Here is a 20,526-nt window from a genome sequence, read left to right on the forward strand (position 1 = left end):
GGTCTGCCATTTTTTGCGAAAGCTGCAGGTCGTAATAAATTACATTTTTTTCAAATGAACTTATCGAAATATGAACTTGCTCAGAGAACTTTGACATATAATATAGGATTTAGTTACTTACAATTGCTTTAAATTTAGACGCAATAAAACATTCATAAAGGCACTAAAAGCCATAATTATAACAGAATAAGTTTTTTTTAGAAGTTAGAAAACTGAGAACAACAGAAGACATTATCTAACTATATTTCAAGTAATTATCATGCTAAAAAACAATTAATAATCTAAAAATTAATTAATATTGCACTCAATAACCAATTAATGTAAAACCATGGGATTAACTTCATTTTTTAAAAATATATTCGGCACAGCCAAGGATTCTGCATCTGATTTAGCTGTTCAAGCCGAAAATACTATTGAAAAGGCAATTGAAACTGCCACACCTTATATCGAAAAAGCCGAAGCATTTGCTGAAGAAGCTATCGAAAACGCAAAAGATGTCGCTGAGCCGATTCTTGAAAGTGCTGCTGATTTTGCCCAGCAAGCAAGAGAAACGTTTAGCGAATATGCCGAAAAAGCTGTAGATTCTATTACTGAAGCAGTCGATATTATAAAAGAAAAGACTGCCGAATTAAATAGTGACCCCGAAGAAAAAATTGTTGGTGATAATGTTGTAGATACTAGCGAAAAAGCCATTATCGATGCTGATTAAAATGGAAGGAAACTAAAAACTGTATTTTCAAATAAGCGAAATATCTTTATATTTGCCGCGTTAATATGCCTTCTCTTTTGAGAAGGTTTTTTATTTAAATATCATGAACATGGATCCGGAACAATTAAGCAAATATGTCACAAGATTTATTGAGATTTTAGTTGATTATTCTCCAAAATTAATTTCAGCATTCTTAATTTTATTTATTGGTCTTTATGCGGTCAGGCTGATTAATAGAATTATCAGAAAAATTATGATTCAGCGTAATTTAGACCCTACGCTGACTAAATTCCTTGCTGATATTTTGTTATGGGCTTTACGAATTTTATTGTTTGTAACCTTCATTTCGAAACTCGGAATCGAGACTTCCTCTTTTGTTGCTATTTTAGGTGCAATGGGGCTTGCTGTTGGTTTATCGTTGCAAGGATCACTTTCAAACTTTGCCGGCGGAATGCTGATTATTGTCTTTAAACCCTTTAAAGTTGGCGATACAATAGAAGCGCAGGGTGTTATTGCAACTGTGCTTGAAATTCAGATTTTTGTAACTAAAATGATTACCGGAAACAACCAAACGGTTTTTGTTCCGAATGGCGCTTTATCTAACGGAAATATTATCAATTATTCGATGCAGGGAGAAAGAAGAGCCGATTTTACTTTTGCGGTTTCGTATGATTCAGATATCAAAAAAGCGAAAGACATTCTTTTGAAAGTTCTAACCGATAATCCAAAAGTATTAAAACAGCCAGCTCCAGAGGTTTTTGTAAAAAACTTATCGCCGGCTTCAGTAGATTTTGCAGTGCGTCCTTGGGCTAAAAATGCCGATTACGGAAGCGTGTTTTCTGAAACTTTAGAGAAATGCAAAGAAGCACTAGACGAAGCAGGAATTGCTGTTCAGCCTTACACTTTACAGAAATAAAAAGGTTTATTTTTTTGAAGCAGGAGCAGTAATCATAAAATCTTTTAAATAATAAGGTTCAAAATAAGCGACATCTACAGTGTCGCTTTTTTGATACTTATCAAAACTGATTTTGCTCATCGCCGCCGCCGATGGATATTTTATATCTTCCAGAAATACAAAATTTTCTTTCGTTAAAACGGTCTTGCATTTTTCTGCACAGTCACCTGTAAAGTAAACTTTTTCGGTGTACTCACTAAACGAATTTTCATCGATAATCTCTGCTTTTATCGCTCTGTCTACAGACAAATCCGGATTAAAAACTTCGCTGTAAACCTCCATGCGTCGGGCATCCAGCATTGGTATAATTTTTCCGTCTAAAACACCTGCCTGAGAGGCAAGTGTCTGCAATGTATTTACTGCTATTAGCGGAATATTTAAGGCATAACAAAGTCCTTTTGCAGCCGAAACCCCAATTCTAAGCCCAGTATAAGAACCAGGCCCCTGACTTACTGCAATTGCAGTCAAATCCTGTACTGTAATTCCAGACTGCTCAATTACTTCTTCAATAAAAACATGCAGCTTTTCGGCATGTGAATAACCTTCCTCAGCAATTTCTCGACATAAAACAGTTTCACCGTTTTTTGCGATTGATACTGAACAATTTTTGGTTGCTGTTTCGATATTGAGAATGAAAGACAAAGTATTTATTTTTATATTAGTAACAAATTAAATCTGGGTAAGCCCCATTATAATAAAAGCAGAAATCAAAAAAACCACATAGCCTATTATTGAATTTACAAAAAGAAAAACCAAATAAAGACCTAATTTTTTTATTGAGGGAAAATAAACAAACTCTTCATTGTAATATTCCGTTCTTCCCATTTTATAATGTGCAAATATAAAATATATGACTGCAACAAAAAAACCTCCGCCCAATCCATACAACATTTCTACTGGTAAACCTCCATGTAATGCAATAATCATAAGCTTAAAATTATTTCTTAGCAGTTTCGGTTTTTTTAAGTTTTACTTTGTCTCCAGAATTAAGATCTTTAGAAACTGTAGTGTAAGGACCTGTAATTACAACATCTCCAGATTTTAGACCGCTTGTAACTTCAATATTGGTGTCATCCTGGATTCCAGTTTTGATTATTCTAATTTTTGCTTTATCTCCAGATTTAACAAACACACATTCAAATTTTGCATCATTTTTTGGTGCTGTTTTTTTCTCGTTCGGATCTTCAACAGTAAAATCTTTCACTGCCGCTGTATCCGACTTTACCACAACCGAACTAATTGGCACAGCCAAGACATTTGTTTTGGTTTTGGTAATAATATCAACCGTAGCAGTCATTCCAGGTCTGAAAGGAGAAAAAGTGTTTGGTTTTCCTTCCAGTAAATCCTGATAAGATTCTTTTAAAATACGAACCTTAACTTTAAAATTGGTTACCTGATCTGATGTTAACGTTGTGCTTGCAGAATTTGAGATGCTGGTTACAACCCCTTTAAATTTCTTTTTCAGGTATGCATCAACTTCAACATTTGCCTCATCGCCTATTTTTATTTTTACAATATCATTTTCATTTACATCAACTTCAACCTCCATATTGTTTAGATTTGCTACACGTAGAAGCTCGGTTCCAGCCATTTGCTGTGTTCCTAAAACACGTTCTCCCAACTCAACATTCAATACAGAAATTGTTCCGTCCGCAGGAGAATAAATAGTAGTTCTTCCTAAGTTATCTTTTGCTTCATTTACAGAAGCCGATGCACTTTGAACATTATAATAAGAAGTCTGTCTTGTTGCTTTTGCCACTTCAAACGAAGCAATAGCCTTGTCCCAGTCAGATTTTGAAATAACGCCTTTATCGTATAAGGTTTTATTACGCTCGTAATTTGCTTGCGCTTCTTTAAAACTAGCTTCAGACTGGGTCAAACCAGCCTTTGTTCCAGATAAGTTAGAAACCGAACGATTGTAGCTTGAAGTGTATAAATCAGGATTGATTTTTACTAATAAATCTCCCTTTTTTACTACCTGACCTTCTTTTACATTTAATAGAATAATTTCCCCAGAAACCTCAGGCGATATTTTCACCTCAATTTCAGGTTGTATTTTTCCGGTTGCTGATACAGTTTCTACAATCGTCGAAGCGACTACTTTTGCAATTTCTACTTCTTTTCCTTCATCCTTATTTCCTATAGCACCCGATTTTGAAAGAGCAACAATAATAACTATCAATAAAATTGCACCGCCTAAGAAATAAATTGTTTTTTTTGACATAATAAATTATTTTGTAATAATTGGAACAATAGGAATTCCAAAGTAGAATTCGAGTATTTTAATTTTGAACATGTAATCGTATTTTGTTCTAATGACCTCTGACTGTGCATTGGTCAATAATGTCTGCGCCTGTGTAAAATCAAAAGAATTCATCAGACCTACATCATATTTTTCTTTAGCATAATTATATGCCTGCTGTCTTGCTTCTAATGTAACAGTAGCCGCCTCATAAGTATTTAAGGCTGCTCTGGCATCTGTAAAAGCAGTATAGACGTTACGTTGCAAATCTAAACTTTTTTGTTCTAAATCAATTTTAGATTTCTCTAAACTTACCTTGCTTCTTTCTACATTATTTCTTGTTGCAAATCCGTTAAAAATCGGAACAGAAAGCTGCAATCCGAAAGATTGTCCTTTATTATCATTGAATTGATCAAAAATAGGCGCAGGACCTCCTAAAACACGAGAATAATTATTCTGAAGAACAGCCTGATTGGTGCCTTCAACAAATCCAATCTGAGTAGTCGGATTAGCTGTGTTTAACGTTGACCCTGTTATGATATCTGAATAACTGGCTCTGGTATTAAAGTTATAAAAAGCACTTAACGTAGGCTGATAAGCCCCTTTGGCAATCGTAACGCTTTTCTCAGCAATTTCAAGATTAGTTTGTGCAAGTTTTAATTCTGTTCTGGTTTCTTTTGCCTTATTGTAAATTTCAATCGGCGTTTGTGCCAGAATATTGTTTTCGTCTGTAATTTTAGTATCGTCGATAACATCAAAATCAGCAAATTCTTTTAACTGTAAAAGTTGTGCTAAACTTAATTTAGAAATCAGCAAGTTGTTTTCAGAAACTGCAATATTCTGCTTATCCGTTGCAACAGTAGCTTTTAAGTCGAATAAATCTCCACGTGGGATTGTTCCTGCATTGACCATTTCTTCAGAACGCGCTAAGCGTTTTTCGTCAATCAACAATTGTTCTTTCTTAACTTTTAAATCTTCTTTGTTCGATAAAATCTGCAAAAATGCACTGGCAACATTCAGAGAAATATCTTCCTGCATTTTTACTAATTGATACTGCGATGCAATGATAGAAAGTTTTGCTCTACGAAACGTGTTCTGATTCTGCAAACCTTTGTAAAGATCAACACCTACCGTTGCTCCAACAGAAGAATATTGGGTCGTTTGGTTTTCTAACAAACCTGTTGTAATATTCTGATTCAGACCCACGTTCCAAGAATGCGAAGCAGACGCATTTACTGCTGGAAGAAAATTCCCCAAAGCGCTTTTTTTATCTATAGCAGCGCTCTTTAAATCTAATTCGGTCAGTTTTATAGTAATATTGTTTTCTAATGCATATCTCACGCATTCTTCCAAAGTCCATTGTTTTGTCTGCGCATGGCCTGATAAACCAAATCCGAATAACAATGCAACAGCAACACTAGTATATTTATTTAATTTCATATATTTTGAATGAAAGCACAGTAGACGTACTGTACAAATTTAACATTTTTTAAAAACCAAAAACTTCTTACTGTTCAATTATTTTTTTTCTTTTTCATCAATCAAACCCTGATTCCAGATTTTGATTTTATCGGTACTTTTTATACCGCTTTTAACCTGAACATAAATTCCGTCGCTTACCCCAAGAACCAAATCTCTTCTTTGAAATTTCTGCGGAGCAGTTTCGACTTCAACATAAGGTTTTTGTGTTTTTTTGTCAAATTGAACTAAAGATTCTTTTATTGCCAGAACCTTATCAGCTTTCTCCAAAATAATCGAAGCATTGGCACTCAATCCCGCTCTGATAAAAGTATCATCTCTATTTTCGAGTTTTGCTTTTATTTCGAATTGAATGGCACCATTTTCTGTTACGCCCTTTGGCGCAATGTAGGTAAGAACTGCACTAAACTTTTTATTTTCTATTGCACCTACAGTAATTTCGATTGGCATATTTTCTTTGATTTTACCAACTTCCGATTCATCGATTTTTCCAACGAAAATCATTTTTCCAATATCGGCAACACTTGCAATAGTAGTTCCTTCGTTAAAATTATTACTCTCGATAACCTGATTTCCAACCTTAACCGGAACATCAAGCACCATTCCGTTTACCGTTGAACGGATTAAGGTATTGGCATAATTTCCAAATGAAGAAGTTGTTCCTGTTTTTACAATATCTAAACTCTGTTTTGCAGCAAGATAAGTTTGTTTTGCTTGTTTGTAAGCCACCTCGGCTGCATCAAAATCATTGGCAGAAATAACATCTTTCTCAAACAATGTTTTTTGTCTCAGGTATAATCTTTCCTGATTATCCAAAGCAATTTTTGCGGCTTGAACCTGATTCTGGGTACTGCTTACGTTTGACACATTGGCAACTACCCTGATTTTTGCAATCATATCACCCGCTTTGATTTTTTCGCCTGCTTTAATATATACTTCTTCGATAATTCCTGAAATATTTGGTTTGATTAGGACCTCTTGATCAGGCTGTATATTACCAGTTGCAATAGTATTTTTTACGATTGTTTTCGTTTCAGCTTTTTCTGTTTTATAGACAATCGGCGATTGCTTATTTTTAGCGTACAAATAATAAAGTGCGCCAAAAAACACAATCGCAATAAAAATTAAAATGGTTATAGTTACTCCTTTTTTCATTTGTTTTTGGTTTAATCGATTATATTTTGATTGATAATTTTATTCTGTTCTTAAAGCATCTACTGGTTTTACATTGATTGCGGTCTGAGCCGGAATAAATCCTGCCAGCAACCCTGATCCTACCAATATTAATAAAGCGACAAAGACAACGCCTAAATCTACTGTCGGATTTGCAAACATCGTATCATTTCCTGGTGGCATCGAATCTAAAACCATATTTAAAATAGCTATGATTCCTGTGGCGACTGCAATACCAAACATTCCCGAAATAATGGTCAGGAAAATAGATTCTGTTAATATCTGTCCTCTAATAGCTGCTGGCGTTGCGCCTAGCGCTCTTCTAATTCCAATTTCTTTTGTACGTTCTTTAACTACAATAAGCATGATATTTGAAATTCCGATAACTCCAGAAATCAAAACTAGAGTTCCTACGAAATAGGCGATAACTTTGAGAATATTAAACAAACTCTGCACTTTATTATATTGTTCATAAAGGTCAAAATTTCCAACGGCACGACTGTCATCAGGATGAACCGAGTGAAGTGCTTTTATAATTTCGAGAATCTTAGGTTTTAGGTCGGTAATAGAAGTTTCATCTTTTGCCGTAATAGCCATCCACCCTACTTTGTCTCCATAATTAAAAGCCTGTTGAAAAGTAGTAAACGGAATAAAAATATTTTTCTGTTCCTGTTCTGCATTTCCGCCTTGTTGTTTCGATTTATAAACACCAACAACCATAAAATTGATTCCGTTGATTTTAATATATGTCCCTATCGCTTCTTCTTCTTTTCCGTAAAGTTCGCTGATAACTCCCTTACCAATTACAGCAATTTTTCGTCTTGAATTGATATCCTGCTGATTAATAAAGCGTCCATTTATGATGTCCATCGGTTGCTGTTTAATCAACTCTGGATAATCGCCATAAATCGTAAATGCAGAAGTTTTTGTACCACGTACCACATTGTTGGTGCCATTAAAATCTCCAAGCTGGTTTCTTGGCGAAACATACAACAGGTCTGGCAAAGCAGCTTTTAAAGCCGCTACATCGCTATTCCTAAAGTCGTAACGACGTGTTTTTGGCAGTCCTTTATATGCTTTAGAGGTCGTCTGACTCCACATAAACATAGTATTTGTGGCAATTCCGTCAAAACCTTTTTTTATACCGTTTTCCAAACCATTTCCTGCAGCCAGTAAAATTACAAGGATAAAAATCCCCCAAAATACTCCAAAAGCAGTTAGGATAGTCCTAAAAGGATTAGCAGTTAAAGCTTGTAAAATTTCGTCCCAATTATCTTTCTTAAACATATTATTCGTCTCTAAGTGCTACAATAGGCTTTATACTTGCTGCTCTGTAAGCCGGAAAAAATCCAGCCAATGCGCCAGCAAAAACTAGCAACACCAAGGTCGTAAGAGCAACACTAAAATCTACTTCCGGATTCCTAAAGTATTCACTCTGTACCATCGGCCCTACAAGTTCTAGTAATAACAAGCTTGCCAAAAGCCCGACAAAACCTGCGATTGTTGTAATAAAAATAGATTCGTGCAGAATCATTGTTATAATAGAAAATGGTGAAGCTCCTAACGCTTTTCTAATACCGATTTCCTTAGTTCTCTCTTTTACGATGATAAGCATAATATTACTTACACCAACAACTCCTGCAATGATTGTACAGATTCCGACCCACCAGAAAAACAATCTGATATATAAATTGAGGTCATAAAACTGTTTTGCATCTTTAACGGAATTATAAGCACCTATACCGCTGTCATCTTCGGGTGCCACCATGTTTTTACTTTTGAGCAACTCTTTTAAATCCTTAGTAAATTTCTCAGACTGCGCCAAAGCTTCATCATAATCATTTGTCTTTTTTAGAGTAAAAAACATATTGCTTATTTTGTCTCCGCCTCCAAAAGTTTTCTGTACCGTTGTTTTAGGCAAATAAGCTCTAGCCTCTTCGCGTTCTCCTCCCGGATCAGTAAAAATCCCAATTACTTTAAAACTAATTTTATTGATCTGAATTTCTTTTCCAAGAGCATCTTTGTCTTTAAATAAATCGGTTTTAATTTTCATTCCGATTACAGCAACTTTCTCATTATTATCCAAATCTCTGCTGTTCACATACCGTCCTTGAACAATTGTTAGATTTTCTATACCCCCGTAATCTGGATCAACACCTCTATATTGATAACTTCCAGATTCTTTTCCATATGAAAATGATGCACCCCAAAAATTATAAGTCGATGCTCTTAAATCTAATTTATCATCAAATTTCTGAACGGACTGGCTGTAATCACTATTACGAAATTGAACCTGTCTTCCCGGATTAAGTCCTTTGTATTCTTTGGTTGTCGTACCAGTCCAAACCTCGATAATTCCGGCGGCATCACGTTCAAACTGTTTTTCAATTCCGTTCTGCAGTCCTTTACCAGCGCCCAGTAAAATCACCAAAATAAAAATTCCTGAAGCCACAGAAATTCCGGTAAGAAAAGTTCTTAAACGGTTTTTAGAAATGGCTTCAAATATTTCCTGCCAGCGTTCTATATTAAACATAAGACGAAGCTCTAACTTGTTCTACTTTTTTGTCATCTATTATCAATCCGTCTTTCAGGACAACGTTTCTTTTGCACATTGCGGCAATGTCTGGTTCGTGCGTTACAATCAGGATTGTTTTCCCTTCATCATTAATTCCCTGAATAAGTTCCATTACTTCGTAAGAAGTTTTCGTATCAAGTGCTCCTGTAGGCTCATCTGCCAATAAAACTTTAGGATTTGAAGCCAATGCACGCGCTATGGCTACACGCTGCTTTTGCCCTCCAGAAAGTTCATTCGGCAAATGATGAGAATGCGACCCTAAGCCTACTTTTTCCAAATATTTCATTGCAATATCATAACGCTCTTTTCTCTTAACACCTTGATAATAGAGAGGCATTGCAACATTGTCTAATGCCGTTTTGTAATTGATTAGATTGAATGACTGAAAAACAAATCCTAAAAATTTATTCCTGTATTTAGAAGCAATTGTTTCGTTTAATTTTTTTATTGGAGTCTTATCCAAAATATAACTTCCAGAATCTGCCTCGTCTAAAATCCCTAAAATATTCAGCAAAGTCGATTTTCCAGATCCAGATGACCCCATAATCGCAACTAATTCTCCTTCTTCGATATTAAAATTAATTCCTTTTAAAACATGCAACTCGGAACTTCCCATTTTATAGGACTTGTGTAAATCTTTGATTTCGATCATGATAGGGCTTAATTTTAAAACAATAATAACATTTTTATTAAGTAATTTATTATAACAAAACGTTAATAATTTCACTTAGTTAATTGAATAAGACTACATTCTTTATCAAATGTTACAGTTTTTTATGAAAATATAATTGTTTTTGTAATTTTGCTCCACCTAAAAATTTTCTTACTAATGAAGCTTAATTACTTTATTTCATTTTTTACAGCGCTAACAATACTTTCAGGCTGTTCTTCAACTAAAAAAATAGAAACTTTAAAACCCGAGCCAGACGACGCAAGTCCGTTGATTTATGACAGCACTCCTTCCTTCATAAATCTTCCGATTACAGTAAAACTAAGTGACATCGAAAATCAGACTAATACCTTCTTAAATGGCCTTATTTATGAAGACAATAATATTGAGGATGATGATATCGAAATCAAAATCTGGAAACAGGCTCCCATCAAAATCCAAAATGACCCTGCAAATCCGAACAAAAAAATAAAAACGATCCTGCCTTTAAGAGCCACTATTAAATATCGCATCGGAACCAAAAAACTGGGAGTTGAATTTTACGATACACGTGAATTTAACTTAAATGGAGTTATCACACTTTCAAGCGAAACTACGCTATCAAACTGGAAACTGAGCACCAAAACCCAATTCAAATCATTGGACTGGAAAGAAAGCCCAACAATGATGGTTTTCGGAAAAAATATGCCGATAACGTACTTGATCAATCCTGCGATTTCTATTTTCAAAAATGAACTGGAAAAAACAATCGACGAAGCAATCGAACAATCAATGGATTTTAAACCTAATGTCTTACAGGCAGTAGAAAAAATCTCTACTCCATTTAAGATGGATGACACTTACGAAACTTGGCTGCGAATTGTTCCGATTGAAATTTATTCGACTAATGCTAAATTAAAAAAAGATTCTTTCCTTATGGAAATGGGAATGAAATGTAATATGGAAACGATTATAGGCAAACAACCAGAAGCCAAATTTAATTCTTCTAAAATAGCTTTAAAACCTGTTACCAAAATTCCAAATCAAATTTCGGCTAACATTGCTGCTATTTCGAGTTATGTTGAAGCTTCAAAAATTATGACCAAAAACTTTGCAGGTCAGGAATTTGGCGAAGGAAGCAAAAAAATAACTGTAAAAAACGTAGCTATCTGGCATAAAAACGGAAAAATGATCATCGCCCTTGATGTTTTAGGCTATATAAACGGAACATTGTATCTGAACGGAATTCCGCAATACAATTCGCAAACCAAAGAAATCTATTTTGATCAACTAGATTATGTTCTTGATACCAAAAGTAAATTAATGCGAACTGCCAACTGGCTGGCACAAGGCTATATTTTAAGAAAAATGGAAGAAAATTGCCGTTATTCCATCCAAACAAATTTAGAAGATGGCAAAAAGAGCATGGCTGCTTATCTTAAAAATTATTCTCCAATGCCTGGCGTATTTGTAAACGGAAAAATGGAAGATATTCAATTTGATAAAATCCAGCTGACCAATCAGGCAATTATAGCCTTTATCAAAATAAACGGAACAGTTAATGTTTCGGTTAACGGATTGAAATAAAAAAAAGGAAGGCAGAATATTTATTCTGCCTTTTTCTTTTTAGATCGGTACATCCTGTAAATTATATATCCTATAACTGCTACAAGCAAATACGGAATCACCATTAAATAAACAATTCCGTCGTTTACAGCTTCTGCTTTTTTTATATTAGAATCACCCGATAATGATGCACGGCACATCGCGCATTGTGCATTGGTAGAAATCCCAATAAAGAAAAAACAAATTCCAAAAACTAAAGTTTGCACACGAGCACTATCGAACTGGCAAAGCAATTTAGGTTTTCTCTTCTGCATTTTATTTTTAGTTTGCATAATAAGGAGAAATCATTAAAAACACCACAACTCCCGTTACTGCAACATACAGCCAGATTGGAAAAGTGATTTTTGCAATTTTTTTGTGTTTGTCAAATCGTTCTGCAAGCGCTCTTACATAAGTGATTAAAACAAGAGGAATAATTGCTATTGAAAGTAAAATATGAGTTATCAAAATAACAAAGTACACCAAGCGTAACGAACCTATTTTTGCGCTTTCTATTGCATCAAGAATACCGTCATGATTGCTGTCTCCAAATTTAGTAGAATCAGAAGTCATGTGATAAGCTACGTACATCACTAAAAAAGCCAAAGACAAAGCAATGGCAAAAGTCATAAGACGCTCATGCAGTTTTAATTTTCCGTTTTTTACAGCAATTACCGCCCAAACTAAAACTATTGCTGTAATACCGTTTGTTGTAGCGTAAATTGGAGGCAGAAACGATAACGGTTCTACATCAAAACCAAAATCTTTTAGTTTAACACCAAATAAAATTGCAACCACAACCGGAATTACAATTGAAACCGCAATTATATACTTATTGTATTTTGTTTCTAAAGAGTTATCTTTCATTTTATTCTTCTAATAATATTTTAATATCCTGCTGAATATCTCTAACACCTTTTTTTTCCAGTCCGTCGTAATAGATGCTAGGATTTCCGAATTCATCTTTTCTGCATCTGATATTCCCATCTTTATCAATTAAAGCAAATAATCCAGAATGCTCAAAACCACCGCTTACTTTATCATTTTCTCCCGCATAAAGATTAAATCCTTTATTTGACAAATCCATAATGACAGCTTTGTCTCCTGTTAAAAAATTCCAATTCGAAGACTTAACGCCTAATAATTTCGCATGATCTTTAAGCACCTGTGGAGTGTCATGCTTTGGGTCGATTGTAATAGAAACAATTCCGAAATTAGGATTCCCGAAAAAAGTCTTTTCAATCTCCAACATGCTCATATTCATTTTCGGGCATATCGAAGGACAGGTTGTAAAAAAGAATTCCAAAACGTAAACTTTGCCTTTGTATGTTTCATTAGAAATCTTAACATTGTCCTGATTGGTCAATTCGAATTTTGGAGCCGGACCAATCGTAAGTAGTTTAGCATCTTTTGATGTTTTCTCACCTACATTATCTAAACGGTTTCCTTTAACTATCTGATCGTTTTTTATCCGATTTACAATTTTAGGCACAGCATAAATTCCAAAAATCAAGATGATAAATGAAATTCCGATATATGATTTGTTTTTAAACATTATTAAAAAAATTTAGAGTTGTTTTGTGGCATTATGGTTCTTTTTAAGAGCAGCACGATATTCATACAAAATAATTTTGAAATCGTCCAGCATCTCATTGCTCAATTCTGACGGGTGAAAAGTATCATAACCTTCTTTATAATCTTCTTTATTGTTTCTTCCTCGTAAATTCCTTTCTTTATCAATTATGTAAACATTTGAAGTTCCCATATATTGATTAAGCTTTCCTTTAAGATGCAATTGATTATAAAAGTTTTGGATTTCTTCTTTTGGAGCAAAAACAAAGCTCCAGTTTTTCACATCAGTAAACGGAGCCAAGGCATCTACAATTTTCTGTGCTTCTTCTTCTGTTCCGGTTGGACATAGCACTACAAACTGAAGATCTTCAAATCCGTTATATCGTTTGTAGATTTTTTCGTTAAGATTAAAATAATTTCCTCGATTGTCTAAAATATTAGAACCTGCAAAACCGAGAATGGTAATTTTTCCGTTAAGAGAAACTTTTTTTCCGTTAAGCGATTTCCAATCCCCAAAATCAGTTACTTTATGAGTTATTACAGGAAGTGTGGTAAAGCTGTTGACACCAGAAGCAAAAAATAAATAGGCAACAATTGGCAGCACAAAAAGAACAAAAAGAACTATATTTTTTTTCATTGTTTTAACGGAATATTTGAGGTACAAAAATAAAAAAATCCCGATGTTATCGGGACTCTTTTCGAATTAATATCATGTTAAAAATTCCATTTAATAGTAGAATCTTTAAAAACCCCATAAATATAGTGTCCTTCTGTTAACAGAATAAACAATAAATATAATACTAGGAAAATAACAGGAGAAACTACAGACCATCTAAGGCTGCTTTTTTCACCTTCCATGTGCATAAATGCCCATACAATATAATATGCTTTGAAAATTGTCAAGATATAGAAAATCCAGTTCAATAAGTTCAAACCAATAAAATGATTAAATTCTAATGCTCCAGGTTTGTAAATCCCTAAGATAACCTCTACAATAGTTACTAGTGAAAGTAATCCGAAAACAAACCAGATTCTTTTTGTATTTGATACGTGCTCGTGTGACATAATAATTAAATTCTAAAGATTAAACTAGGTAGAATACTGTAAATACAAATACCCAAACTAAATCTACGAAGTGCCAGTATAAACCAACTTTCTCAACCATTTCGTAGCTTTTTCTTTTCTCGTAAGTACCTAATAATACATTAAAGAAAATGATGATATTGATGATAACTCCAGAGAATACGTGGAAACCGTGGAAACCAGTAATAAAGAAGAAGAAATCAGCAAATAATTTATTTCCGTATTCGTTTCTGATCAAGTTAGCTCCTTCTACTACATATTTAGCGTTTGCTAAATGAGCTTCAGACTCTTCTCTTGTAAAAACGATTTTTTTCTTGTGTTCGTCTAATTTCTCAGATCTGATCAATATACCAGGATGCGCCTTAAATCCAGCTTGGATTTCAGCAACTGTAAAAGATGGCTGCGATTGAGCATCTTCCATAAACCAAGTTGAGTGGCTTCTTGTTAAAGCTTCTCTTTGTTCTGGCAATTTAACCGCAAAATCGGCTAAAGCTACTCTTTTACCGTGTTCGTCAACAAACTGAAGCAAACTTCCTCCAGTAGTTTCAACTGCACCATATTCTCCTTTAATGAAGTTTTTCCATTCCCAAGCTTGAGAACCAACGAAAATTAAACCTCCAATAATAGTTAAGAACATATATATTGCAACTTTTGTTTTTTTCAATTGGTGTCCAGCATCAACAGCCAAAACCATTGTTACAGATGAAAAAATCAAAATAAAAGTCATTAATGCTACATAATACATTGGAGCCGGAACACCATGCATAAATGGGAAGTGAGTGAACACTTCATCAGCCAAAGGCCAAGTTTCAATAAATTTGAATCTAGAAAAACCATAAGCTCCTAGAAATCCAGAGAATGTTAAGGCATCTGATACGATAAAAAACCACATCATCATTTTACCATAACTTGATCCTAGTGGCTGGATCTCATGACCACCTCCCCAAGTTTTTTCGTCGTTGTTTGCAGTAGTAACTGTCGCTCCCATAAAAGATATTCGTTAAAAAGTTCCCAAATTTACGTTTTTTTCTTATTTAAAGAAATATAAAAATAAAAATAAATACACCCATAATAAATCCAAAAAGTGCCAATACATCGCACCAAGCTCTATCCCAAGAGTTTGAGTCGAATTGTATTTTTGTTTAAAATGATTATAAATTATAATTAAAAGCGAAATTATTCCGCCTGCTAAGTGCAATAAGTGTGTAACGGTTACTACATATAAGAAAGTTGTAGTAATTGAGCTATATTGTCCTGTAAAATAATACCCTTGTTTAATAATCTGCTCAAACCCCTGAAATTGTAAAAAAACAAACAAAATCCCTAAAGCCAAAGTTCCTAAAAGCAACCCTGTAACTACGCTTCTGCTGTCTTTCTTAATCGCTTTTTTTGCCAAATGAAAAGTCACACTACAGGCAATAATAACCGCTGTACTCCAATAAAATGCCGATGGCAGTTGAAAATCCTTCAACCAGTCTGCTCGTGATTTACTTACTACAAATGCACTTGTAAGTCCGGCAAACATCATGGTCATACTTACCATTGCGAAAAGCAGAATCAGTTTTGCTGATTTTGATTTTCTTACTTGCTCTTCATTTGCTTTTAATGTCATTTCCATAACTATCTTAAAAATTTATCTACAATATATACAATCTGCAACAGCGAAATATAAGACACGCTAACGAGCATCAAAGTTCGCGCAGCTTTTGCAGTTCTTAATTTATACAAACGAACTGCATAAAAAAGCATCCAAATACCTAGCAGAAACACCAGAACCGCAGCAATTGGCGAAATATACAATTGCCCAGTAAATCCTAACATTGGCAGCAATGATGCTATAAGAAGCCAAATGGTGTACAAAATAACCTGTAATGCTGTTTTTCTGTCTTTTCTACCTGTTGGTAACATAAAGATCCCTGCTTTTTCATAGTCTTCATACAAAAACCATCCAATAGACCAAAAGTGAGGAAACTGCCAGAAAAACTGAATCAAAAACAGAGTTCCTGCTTCGATACCAAATTCTCCTGTAGCGGCAACCCATCCTAACATAAACGGAATTGCACCAGGAAAAGCCCCCACAAATACAGACAATGATGTTACTGTTTTTAGCGGCGTATAAACACTTGTATAAAGAAAAATCGAAATCGCGGCAAACATAGCCGACTTAGCATTTATGGTATAAAGAAGTGCAATACCAATAATAGTAAGCAGACTCGCTACAAACAAAGCCATTTTTGGAGACATTCTTCCAGAAGGAACCGGACGATTTTTGGTACGATCCATCAAAGCATCGATATCTTTTTCGATAACCTGATTAAAGGCATTTGAAGCTCCTACCATACAATAGCCCCCTATTGACAAAACAAGCAACACGCTCCATTTAAAAGGCTGCTCAGCATTCACTCCCAATAAATATCCGGCAATAGAAGAAAAGAGAACACTAATGGCCAAACCAGCCTTAGTAATCTCTTTGAAATCCAGAAATATTGATTTTATTGAAAATGTATTTTTTGCAGCGTTCAATACCGTTGTATTTTGTATGATTTTTTTGAGTGCTGCAAATGTACAAATTAGATTGTAGAATTTAGAGCTTTAAAAATGGTTTTTTTCAATAAAACCCGCATAAAATAAGAACTTTGAAATCTTTAACACTATTATTTCGAAAAATCTTATTAAATATTAATAGTCAAAATACCAATTGAAAATATCAGAACGCAGTCCGATGCTGAACCAAGAAGTGTTTTGTTTAAAAGTTGCCGCAGTTTCCTGAGTAGGATCAAAATTTCGATAAATAAAACTTCCAAATAATTTTAAGTTGGTCATTGGATTTATTAGATAACCTCCCTGAACATCTGCAATGAAAACGCTTGTCTTATTTCCTTGTCCTATTTTTACACCTGTATTATATGGTCGGTTTTCTTCGTAACTTTTATAAATATTCCCTCCATAATTATACGAATCTTGTGCTGTATCAAAATCCAAACCTCTAGTTCCCACAGTAAGCTTCGCGTCTGCAAACAAACGCCCTTTGTGGTAGCGAGCAATTGCAATAAGTTCTTTAAAGTTACCGCCCCACTGGTGCCCAACACTTTGGTTGTTGTGTCCGTAATTTGTAATAACGGCGCTATGCGAATACACATAAGGACGCACGCTATTTAATTCGACCTGCAATAACAAATCTTTTACATTAAAGGCATTGAAGTATTTTGCTCCCAGCTGAAAACCGAATTTATTCTTCCAGCTTTTATTTCCGGCACCCACATCAGAAACAGAGAACTCGTCAATCAAAAATTGGGTATAAAGATTAATACTGTTATTCCATTTATATTTTCCTGTTAGGCCCAAAAGCGCATTTCCGCTTTTAGACGAAGAACCAAATTCAACAGCACGATAAAATATAATTGGGTTTACAAAATTAACATCAAACCCTCTATTATTTGAATTGCTCCAAACTACAGACTCAAAAAAACCTAAATTCAGTCTGTTTGATACGTTCCAACTTAAATAGTGGTTTGCCATAAATTTGGTGGCATATGTTCTTTCTTCTGTAACATCGGCACGCACATCTTTTAGCCACATATAAGTATTGGTATATTTTATTTTCCAAAACTTCGTATTAAGCTTAAAATATGGATATGGACTTGCACCGTCTCCTTCTAAAAGAGAACGATAACCATCACCAATAAAATTTCGTCCATAACCCAACTGCAAATCAAAAATTTTGCTTGGCGTAAAAGTGATATTTGCATCTGCTAAAGGAAAATCGTATGCATCGGTTTTAAATCTTTTTGCAATTCCGATTCCTGGAACAATCGCAGGATTTCCTCCAGAAGGCCTTATCGATTCTGCATAGTCATTAAAATACCCCGCAAATCTTCCCTGGCTTTCAAAAAAAGTAGTCGCAAAATTAATCTGTTTTCCTAATCCTCCTCTAAAGTTCAAAGCTCGTGTATTCACGTAAGTGTAAGAAGCGTCAAGATCCGAAGCTTTACCCATCTGCAAGTCCACAATCGGATTTAGAGAAAGCCAATAATCTTCTCCCTGAATCTGCACCATGTTCTCGTTCCACCATTTTCTGCCAAGCCAGCTCGAAACATTTTTCTGCAAAGACTGATTTACAGCTTTCAGATTATAATATTTAGAAACTTCGGCATAAGTATAAGGTTTTGAAGCCGTATGATTGTTGCTTCCAACTTGATTCATTGCACCGTCAAACTGCGCATAATAACTGTGCGAAAAAGGAATATTTAAATGACTTTCAAATTCCGGATTATTGTATTTCTTATAGACAAGACTATCCAATTCTGTCATTGGCTTCTCAAGTGGTTTTAATATTTGAGAAGCTGCCAACGCTTCTTCTGCAAGCTGTTGAGAGCTTTTTAAAGGAATATCGATAGAAATAGTATATTTTGAATACGTTGGTCTCCCATTATAAGTAGAAGGTTTTATTTTTGGAAAACCATCAAAAACGCGTTTCGCTTCATTAGACAATTCATCATTTACCGCCGAAACATAAATTACCTTAAACTCTCCTTCTGCATTTACCTCAAAAAGAACTTGAACAACTCCTTTATAATTGTTTTGTTTTAGGTTTTCGGGAACCTGAAAATTAGCAAACACAAAATCCTGCACTTCTGTATAGAAACATTTCTGAAGATCTTTTGCCTGAAGGTTTTCGCATTTTGGAAAAACAGGGAACATTTCTGAAGTAAAACCAGGTTGAATTGACGAATTACTGTTTTCCTGCGAAAATGCAATTAAGAACGAAAAAGTAAAAACAAACGATAAAAAAAACTTATTCACTTAAAATGGGGTATTTATTTAATATTGATTTGAGGAAATTTCTCCATCTGCAATTGCTTTTGCTGCCGAAGTTCCGATGCGTTTAACACCTAAACGAATCATTTCTGTCGCATCTTCATAAGAACGAACACCTCCCGCCGCTTTTATTGGCAAAGGAGAGGCATTTTCTAGCATCATGATTATGACCGGAAAAGTGGCTCCGTTTGGAAGATTATTTTCTGTATTATAAAAACCTGTTGATGATTTAACAAAAACCGACTCGTAAGCGTCTTCATCAAAATGCGAAACAACTACATTTTTTATTAATGCCGAGAGTTGTATGATTTCTTTATTGGTCAAAGCTGCAGTTTCAATAATCCATTTAACGGTTTTATTACTGGCCAGACCAATCTGCGTTCCGATTAAAATCTCTTGCTTAATCAACTCGGAGTCACCATTTTTAAAGGCTTCGTAATTGCATACAAAATCCAAATCGTCGGCACCGTTTTCTATAGCTTCACTGGCTTCCTTAATTTTGATTTCTAAAGCAGCATCTCCTTTCGGAAAATCAATAACAGTTCCAACCAATAATGGAGAACCGGCTTTTAAAATCATTTCTTTGGCCATCGAAACATATTCTGAGCGAATCATAACAAGCTTAAAACCTTCCTGAATCGCCTCGGCAATCGAATTTTCTACCACAATACGATTTTCTGCTTCCGAAAGACCAGCTTGAGAGGCAGTTTTTAAATATGTAGAATCCAGATATTGCTTTACATTCATGGTTTTAATCTGCTTGCAAAATTTTGACAAAAATACATTTAAAATTCAGAAAAACACACACTTACTAGAACTTGATTTTCTTGTAATAAAAAACCCACCGAAGTGGGATTTATTATATTCTATCGATCTGCTTTTTGAATGCAATAGCAGAAAAAACTGCCATTATCGCACCCAGTGCATTTGCCAGTATATCTCCGACATCTGATGCCCGCGTTAAGGTGAAAATACCTTGCAGGATTTCGATTGTTATTCCGAAGAAAACAGAAAAAATAAACGAAATAAAATAGGCTTTATAATCGTCTGCTTCTTTTCCTTTAAGTTCTTTTTTGAAAAATAAAATCCACGAAATAGTAAATCCGAAATGAAAACAGAAATGTACAATTTTGTCAATGCTGGGAAAGTTTACCGCAGGAATATTACTCGAATCTGTAAGACAAAAATAAGTAATGATTCCTGAGCAGATAATTGCCCAGATTAATAACAATTGTTTAGGCACCGATTAGTTCTTTATAAGCTTGGTCAGACAATAATGTTTCTATTTCTGAAGCATCTGAAATCTTAACTTTGATCATCCATCCTGCTCCGTAAGGATCAGAATTTACAGTTTCAGGTGCACTTTCCAGCCCTTCATTGAATTCGATAATTTCACCAGATAATGGTAAGAACAAATCAGAAACTGTTTTTACAGCCTCTACCGTACCAAAAACCTCATCTTTTGCAAGTGTTTGATCTAAAGTTTCTACTTCAACATACACGATATCACCTAACTCTTTTTGTGCAAAATGAGTAATTCCTACAGTTGCAATGTCTCCATCGATGCTAACCCATTCGTGATCTTTTGTGTACTTTAAATTTGCTGGTATACTCATAATAATAGTATGTTTGAAAATTGATTATTTAAATTTTATGTCACAAATGT

The 20,526-nt window shown here is 34.5% G+C and carries 23 protein-coding genes; 3 read left to right on the forward strand and 20 right to left on the reverse strand.

The features are described 5' to 3' along the window. Positions 1–328 precede the first annotated feature (328 nt). Positions 329–709 (forward strand): YtxH domain-containing protein, encoded by a 381-nt coding sequence (locus ACFFLS_RS11335; RefSeq protein ID WP_379684815.1) that lies wholly within the window; start codon positions 329–331, stop codon positions 707–709. Between the two features lie 103 nt (positions 710–812). Beyond that, positions 813–1,625, forward strand: a complete 813-nt coding sequence (locus ACFFLS_RS11340) for a mechanosensitive ion channel family protein (RefSeq protein WP_379684814.1) — start codon at positions 813–815, stop codon at positions 1,623–1,625. A 6-nt stretch (positions 1,626–1,631) separates the two neighbouring features. Here ACFFLS_RS11340 and tsaB read toward each other — a convergent pair whose 3' ends face one another. The 8 genes from tsaB to ACFFLS_RS11380 form a co-directional block, all read right to left on the reverse strand. Then, complete coding sequence (gene tsaB, locus ACFFLS_RS11345; RefSeq protein ID WP_379684813.1) at positions 1,632–2,306, reverse strand: tRNA (adenosine(37)-N6)-threonylcarbamoyltransferase complex dimerization subunit type 1 TsaB; 675 nt, start codon at positions 2,304–2,306, stop codon at positions 1,632–1,634. 27 nt (positions 2,307–2,333) lie between these two features. Further along, positions 2,334–2,591, reverse strand: coding sequence for a hypothetical protein (locus tag ACFFLS_RS11350; protein ID WP_379684812.1), 258 nt, complete (start codon positions 2,589–2,591; stop codon positions 2,334–2,336). 10 nt (positions 2,592–2,601) lie between these two features. Continuing rightward, complete coding sequence (locus ACFFLS_RS11355; protein ID WP_379689372.1) at positions 2,602–3,888, reverse strand: efflux RND transporter periplasmic adaptor subunit; 1,287 nt, start codon at positions 3,886–3,888, stop codon at positions 2,602–2,604. Positions 3,889–3,894: 6 nt separating this feature from the next. Next, entirely contained in the window at positions 3,895–5,346 is a 1,452-nt protein-coding gene (locus ACFFLS_RS11360) for a TolC family protein (RefSeq protein ID WP_379684811.1), read from the reverse strand. Between the two features lie 78 nt (positions 5,347–5,424). Then, positions 5,425–6,540 carry an efflux RND transporter periplasmic adaptor subunit gene (locus ACFFLS_RS11365; protein WP_379684810.1) on the reverse strand — a complete coding sequence of 372 codons (1,116 nt, stop codon included), beginning with the start codon at positions 6,538–6,540 and terminating at the stop codon, positions 5,425–5,427. Positions 6,541–6,579: 39 nt separating this feature from the next. Beyond that, complete coding sequence (locus tag ACFFLS_RS11370; RefSeq protein WP_379684809.1) at positions 6,580–7,845, reverse strand: ABC transporter permease; 1,266 nt, start codon at positions 7,843–7,845, stop codon at positions 6,580–6,582. 1 nt (position 7,846) lies between these two features. Further along, the gene (locus tag ACFFLS_RS11375) at positions 7,847–9,091 is read right to left on the reverse strand and encodes an ABC transporter permease (RefSeq protein ID WP_379684808.1); all 1,245 of its coding nucleotides are present in this window, start codon (positions 9,089–9,091) and stop codon (positions 7,847–7,849) included. Beyond that, positions 9,084–9,785 (reverse strand): ABC transporter ATP-binding protein, encoded by a 702-nt coding sequence (locus ACFFLS_RS11380; RefSeq protein WP_135223155.1) that lies wholly within the window; start codon positions 9,783–9,785, stop codon positions 9,084–9,086. The genes ACFFLS_RS11375 and ACFFLS_RS11380 overlap by 8 nt, the downstream gene beginning before the upstream one ends. A 177-nt stretch (positions 9,786–9,962) precedes the next feature. Here ACFFLS_RS11380 and ACFFLS_RS11385 point away from each other — a divergent pair, with 177 nt between their 5' ends. After that, on the forward strand, positions 9,963–11,369 hold the full coding sequence (locus ACFFLS_RS11385; RefSeq protein WP_379684807.1) for a DUF4403 family protein: 1,407 nt from the start codon (positions 9,963–9,965) through the stop codon (positions 11,367–11,369). A gap of 20 nt (positions 11,370–11,389) precedes the next feature. Here the strand turns inward: ACFFLS_RS11385 and ACFFLS_RS11390 are convergent, their stop codons facing one another. The 12 genes from ACFFLS_RS11390 to gcvH all read right to left on the reverse strand — a co-directional run bounded on the left by ACFFLS_RS11390 (position 11,390) and on the right by gcvH (position 20,476). After that, positions 11,390–11,662, reverse strand: a complete 273-nt coding sequence (locus ACFFLS_RS11390) for a CAMCR motif-containing small membrane protein (protein WP_379684806.1) — start codon at positions 11,660–11,662, stop codon at positions 11,390–11,392. A gap of 7 nt (positions 11,663–11,669) precedes the next feature. After that, on the reverse strand, positions 11,670–12,254 hold the full coding sequence (locus ACFFLS_RS11395) for a DUF420 domain-containing protein (RefSeq protein ID WP_379684805.1): 585 nt from the start codon (positions 12,252–12,254) through the stop codon (positions 11,670–11,672). A 1-nt stretch (position 12,255) separates the two neighbouring features. After that, positions 12,256–12,942: an SCO family protein gene (locus ACFFLS_RS11400; RefSeq protein ID WP_379684804.1), complete on the reverse strand. Its 687-nt coding sequence runs from the start codon at positions 12,940–12,942 to the stop codon at positions 12,256–12,258. A 12-nt stretch (positions 12,943–12,954) separates the two neighbouring features. After that, the gene (locus ACFFLS_RS11405) at positions 12,955–13,596 is read right to left on the reverse strand and encodes a hypothetical protein (RefSeq protein ID WP_379684803.1); all 642 of its coding nucleotides are present in this window, start codon (positions 13,594–13,596) and stop codon (positions 12,955–12,957) included. 77 nt (positions 13,597–13,673) lie between these two features. Next, a complete protein-coding gene (locus ACFFLS_RS11410) occupies positions 13,674–14,024 on the reverse strand; it encodes a cytochrome C oxidase subunit IV family protein (protein ID WP_135223161.1) in 351 nt (116 codons plus the stop codon). A 19-nt stretch (positions 14,025–14,043) separates the two neighbouring features. Further along, positions 14,044–15,030 (reverse strand): cytochrome c oxidase subunit 3, encoded by a 987-nt coding sequence (locus ACFFLS_RS11415; protein WP_379684802.1) that lies wholly within the window; start codon positions 15,028–15,030, stop codon positions 14,044–14,046. Positions 15,031–15,072: 42 nt separating this feature from the next. Continuing rightward, positions 15,073–15,660, reverse strand: coding sequence for a cytochrome c oxidase subunit 3 (locus ACFFLS_RS11420; protein ID WP_379684801.1), 588 nt, complete (start codon positions 15,658–15,660; stop codon positions 15,073–15,075). A 2-nt stretch (positions 15,661–15,662) separates the two neighbouring features. Continuing rightward, a complete protein-coding gene (gene cyoE, locus ACFFLS_RS11425; RefSeq protein WP_379684800.1) occupies positions 15,663–16,565 on the reverse strand; it encodes a heme o synthase in 903 nt (300 codons plus the stop codon). 156 nt (positions 16,566–16,721) lie between these two features. Next, complete coding sequence (remB, locus tag ACFFLS_RS11430; protein ID WP_379684799.1) at positions 16,722–18,845, reverse strand: gliding motility outer membrane protein RemB; 2,124 nt, start codon at positions 18,843–18,845, stop codon at positions 16,722–16,724. An 18-nt stretch (positions 18,846–18,863) separates the two neighbouring features. After that, positions 18,864–19,607 carry a deoxyribose-phosphate aldolase gene (gene deoC / locus ACFFLS_RS11435; RefSeq protein ID WP_379684798.1) on the reverse strand — a complete coding sequence of 248 codons (744 nt, stop codon included), beginning with the start codon at positions 19,605–19,607 and terminating at the stop codon, positions 18,864–18,866. Between the two features lie 112 nt (positions 19,608–19,719). Continuing rightward, a complete protein-coding gene (locus ACFFLS_RS11440; protein ID WP_379684797.1) occupies positions 19,720–20,103 on the reverse strand; it encodes a VanZ family protein in 384 nt (127 codons plus the stop codon). Then, the gene (gene gcvH / locus ACFFLS_RS11445) at positions 20,096–20,476 is read right to left on the reverse strand and encodes a glycine cleavage system protein GcvH (protein WP_379684796.1); all 381 of its coding nucleotides are present in this window, start codon (positions 20,474–20,476) and stop codon (positions 20,096–20,098) included. The genes ACFFLS_RS11440 and gcvH overlap by 8 nt, the downstream gene beginning before the upstream one ends. Positions 20,477–20,526 lie beyond the last annotated feature (50 nt).

It is taken from the genome of Flavobacterium procerum (genome assembly GCF_042431625.1).
Classification (GTDB): Bacteria; Bacteroidota; Bacteroidia; order Flavobacteriales; family Flavobacteriaceae; genus Flavobacterium; species Flavobacterium procerum.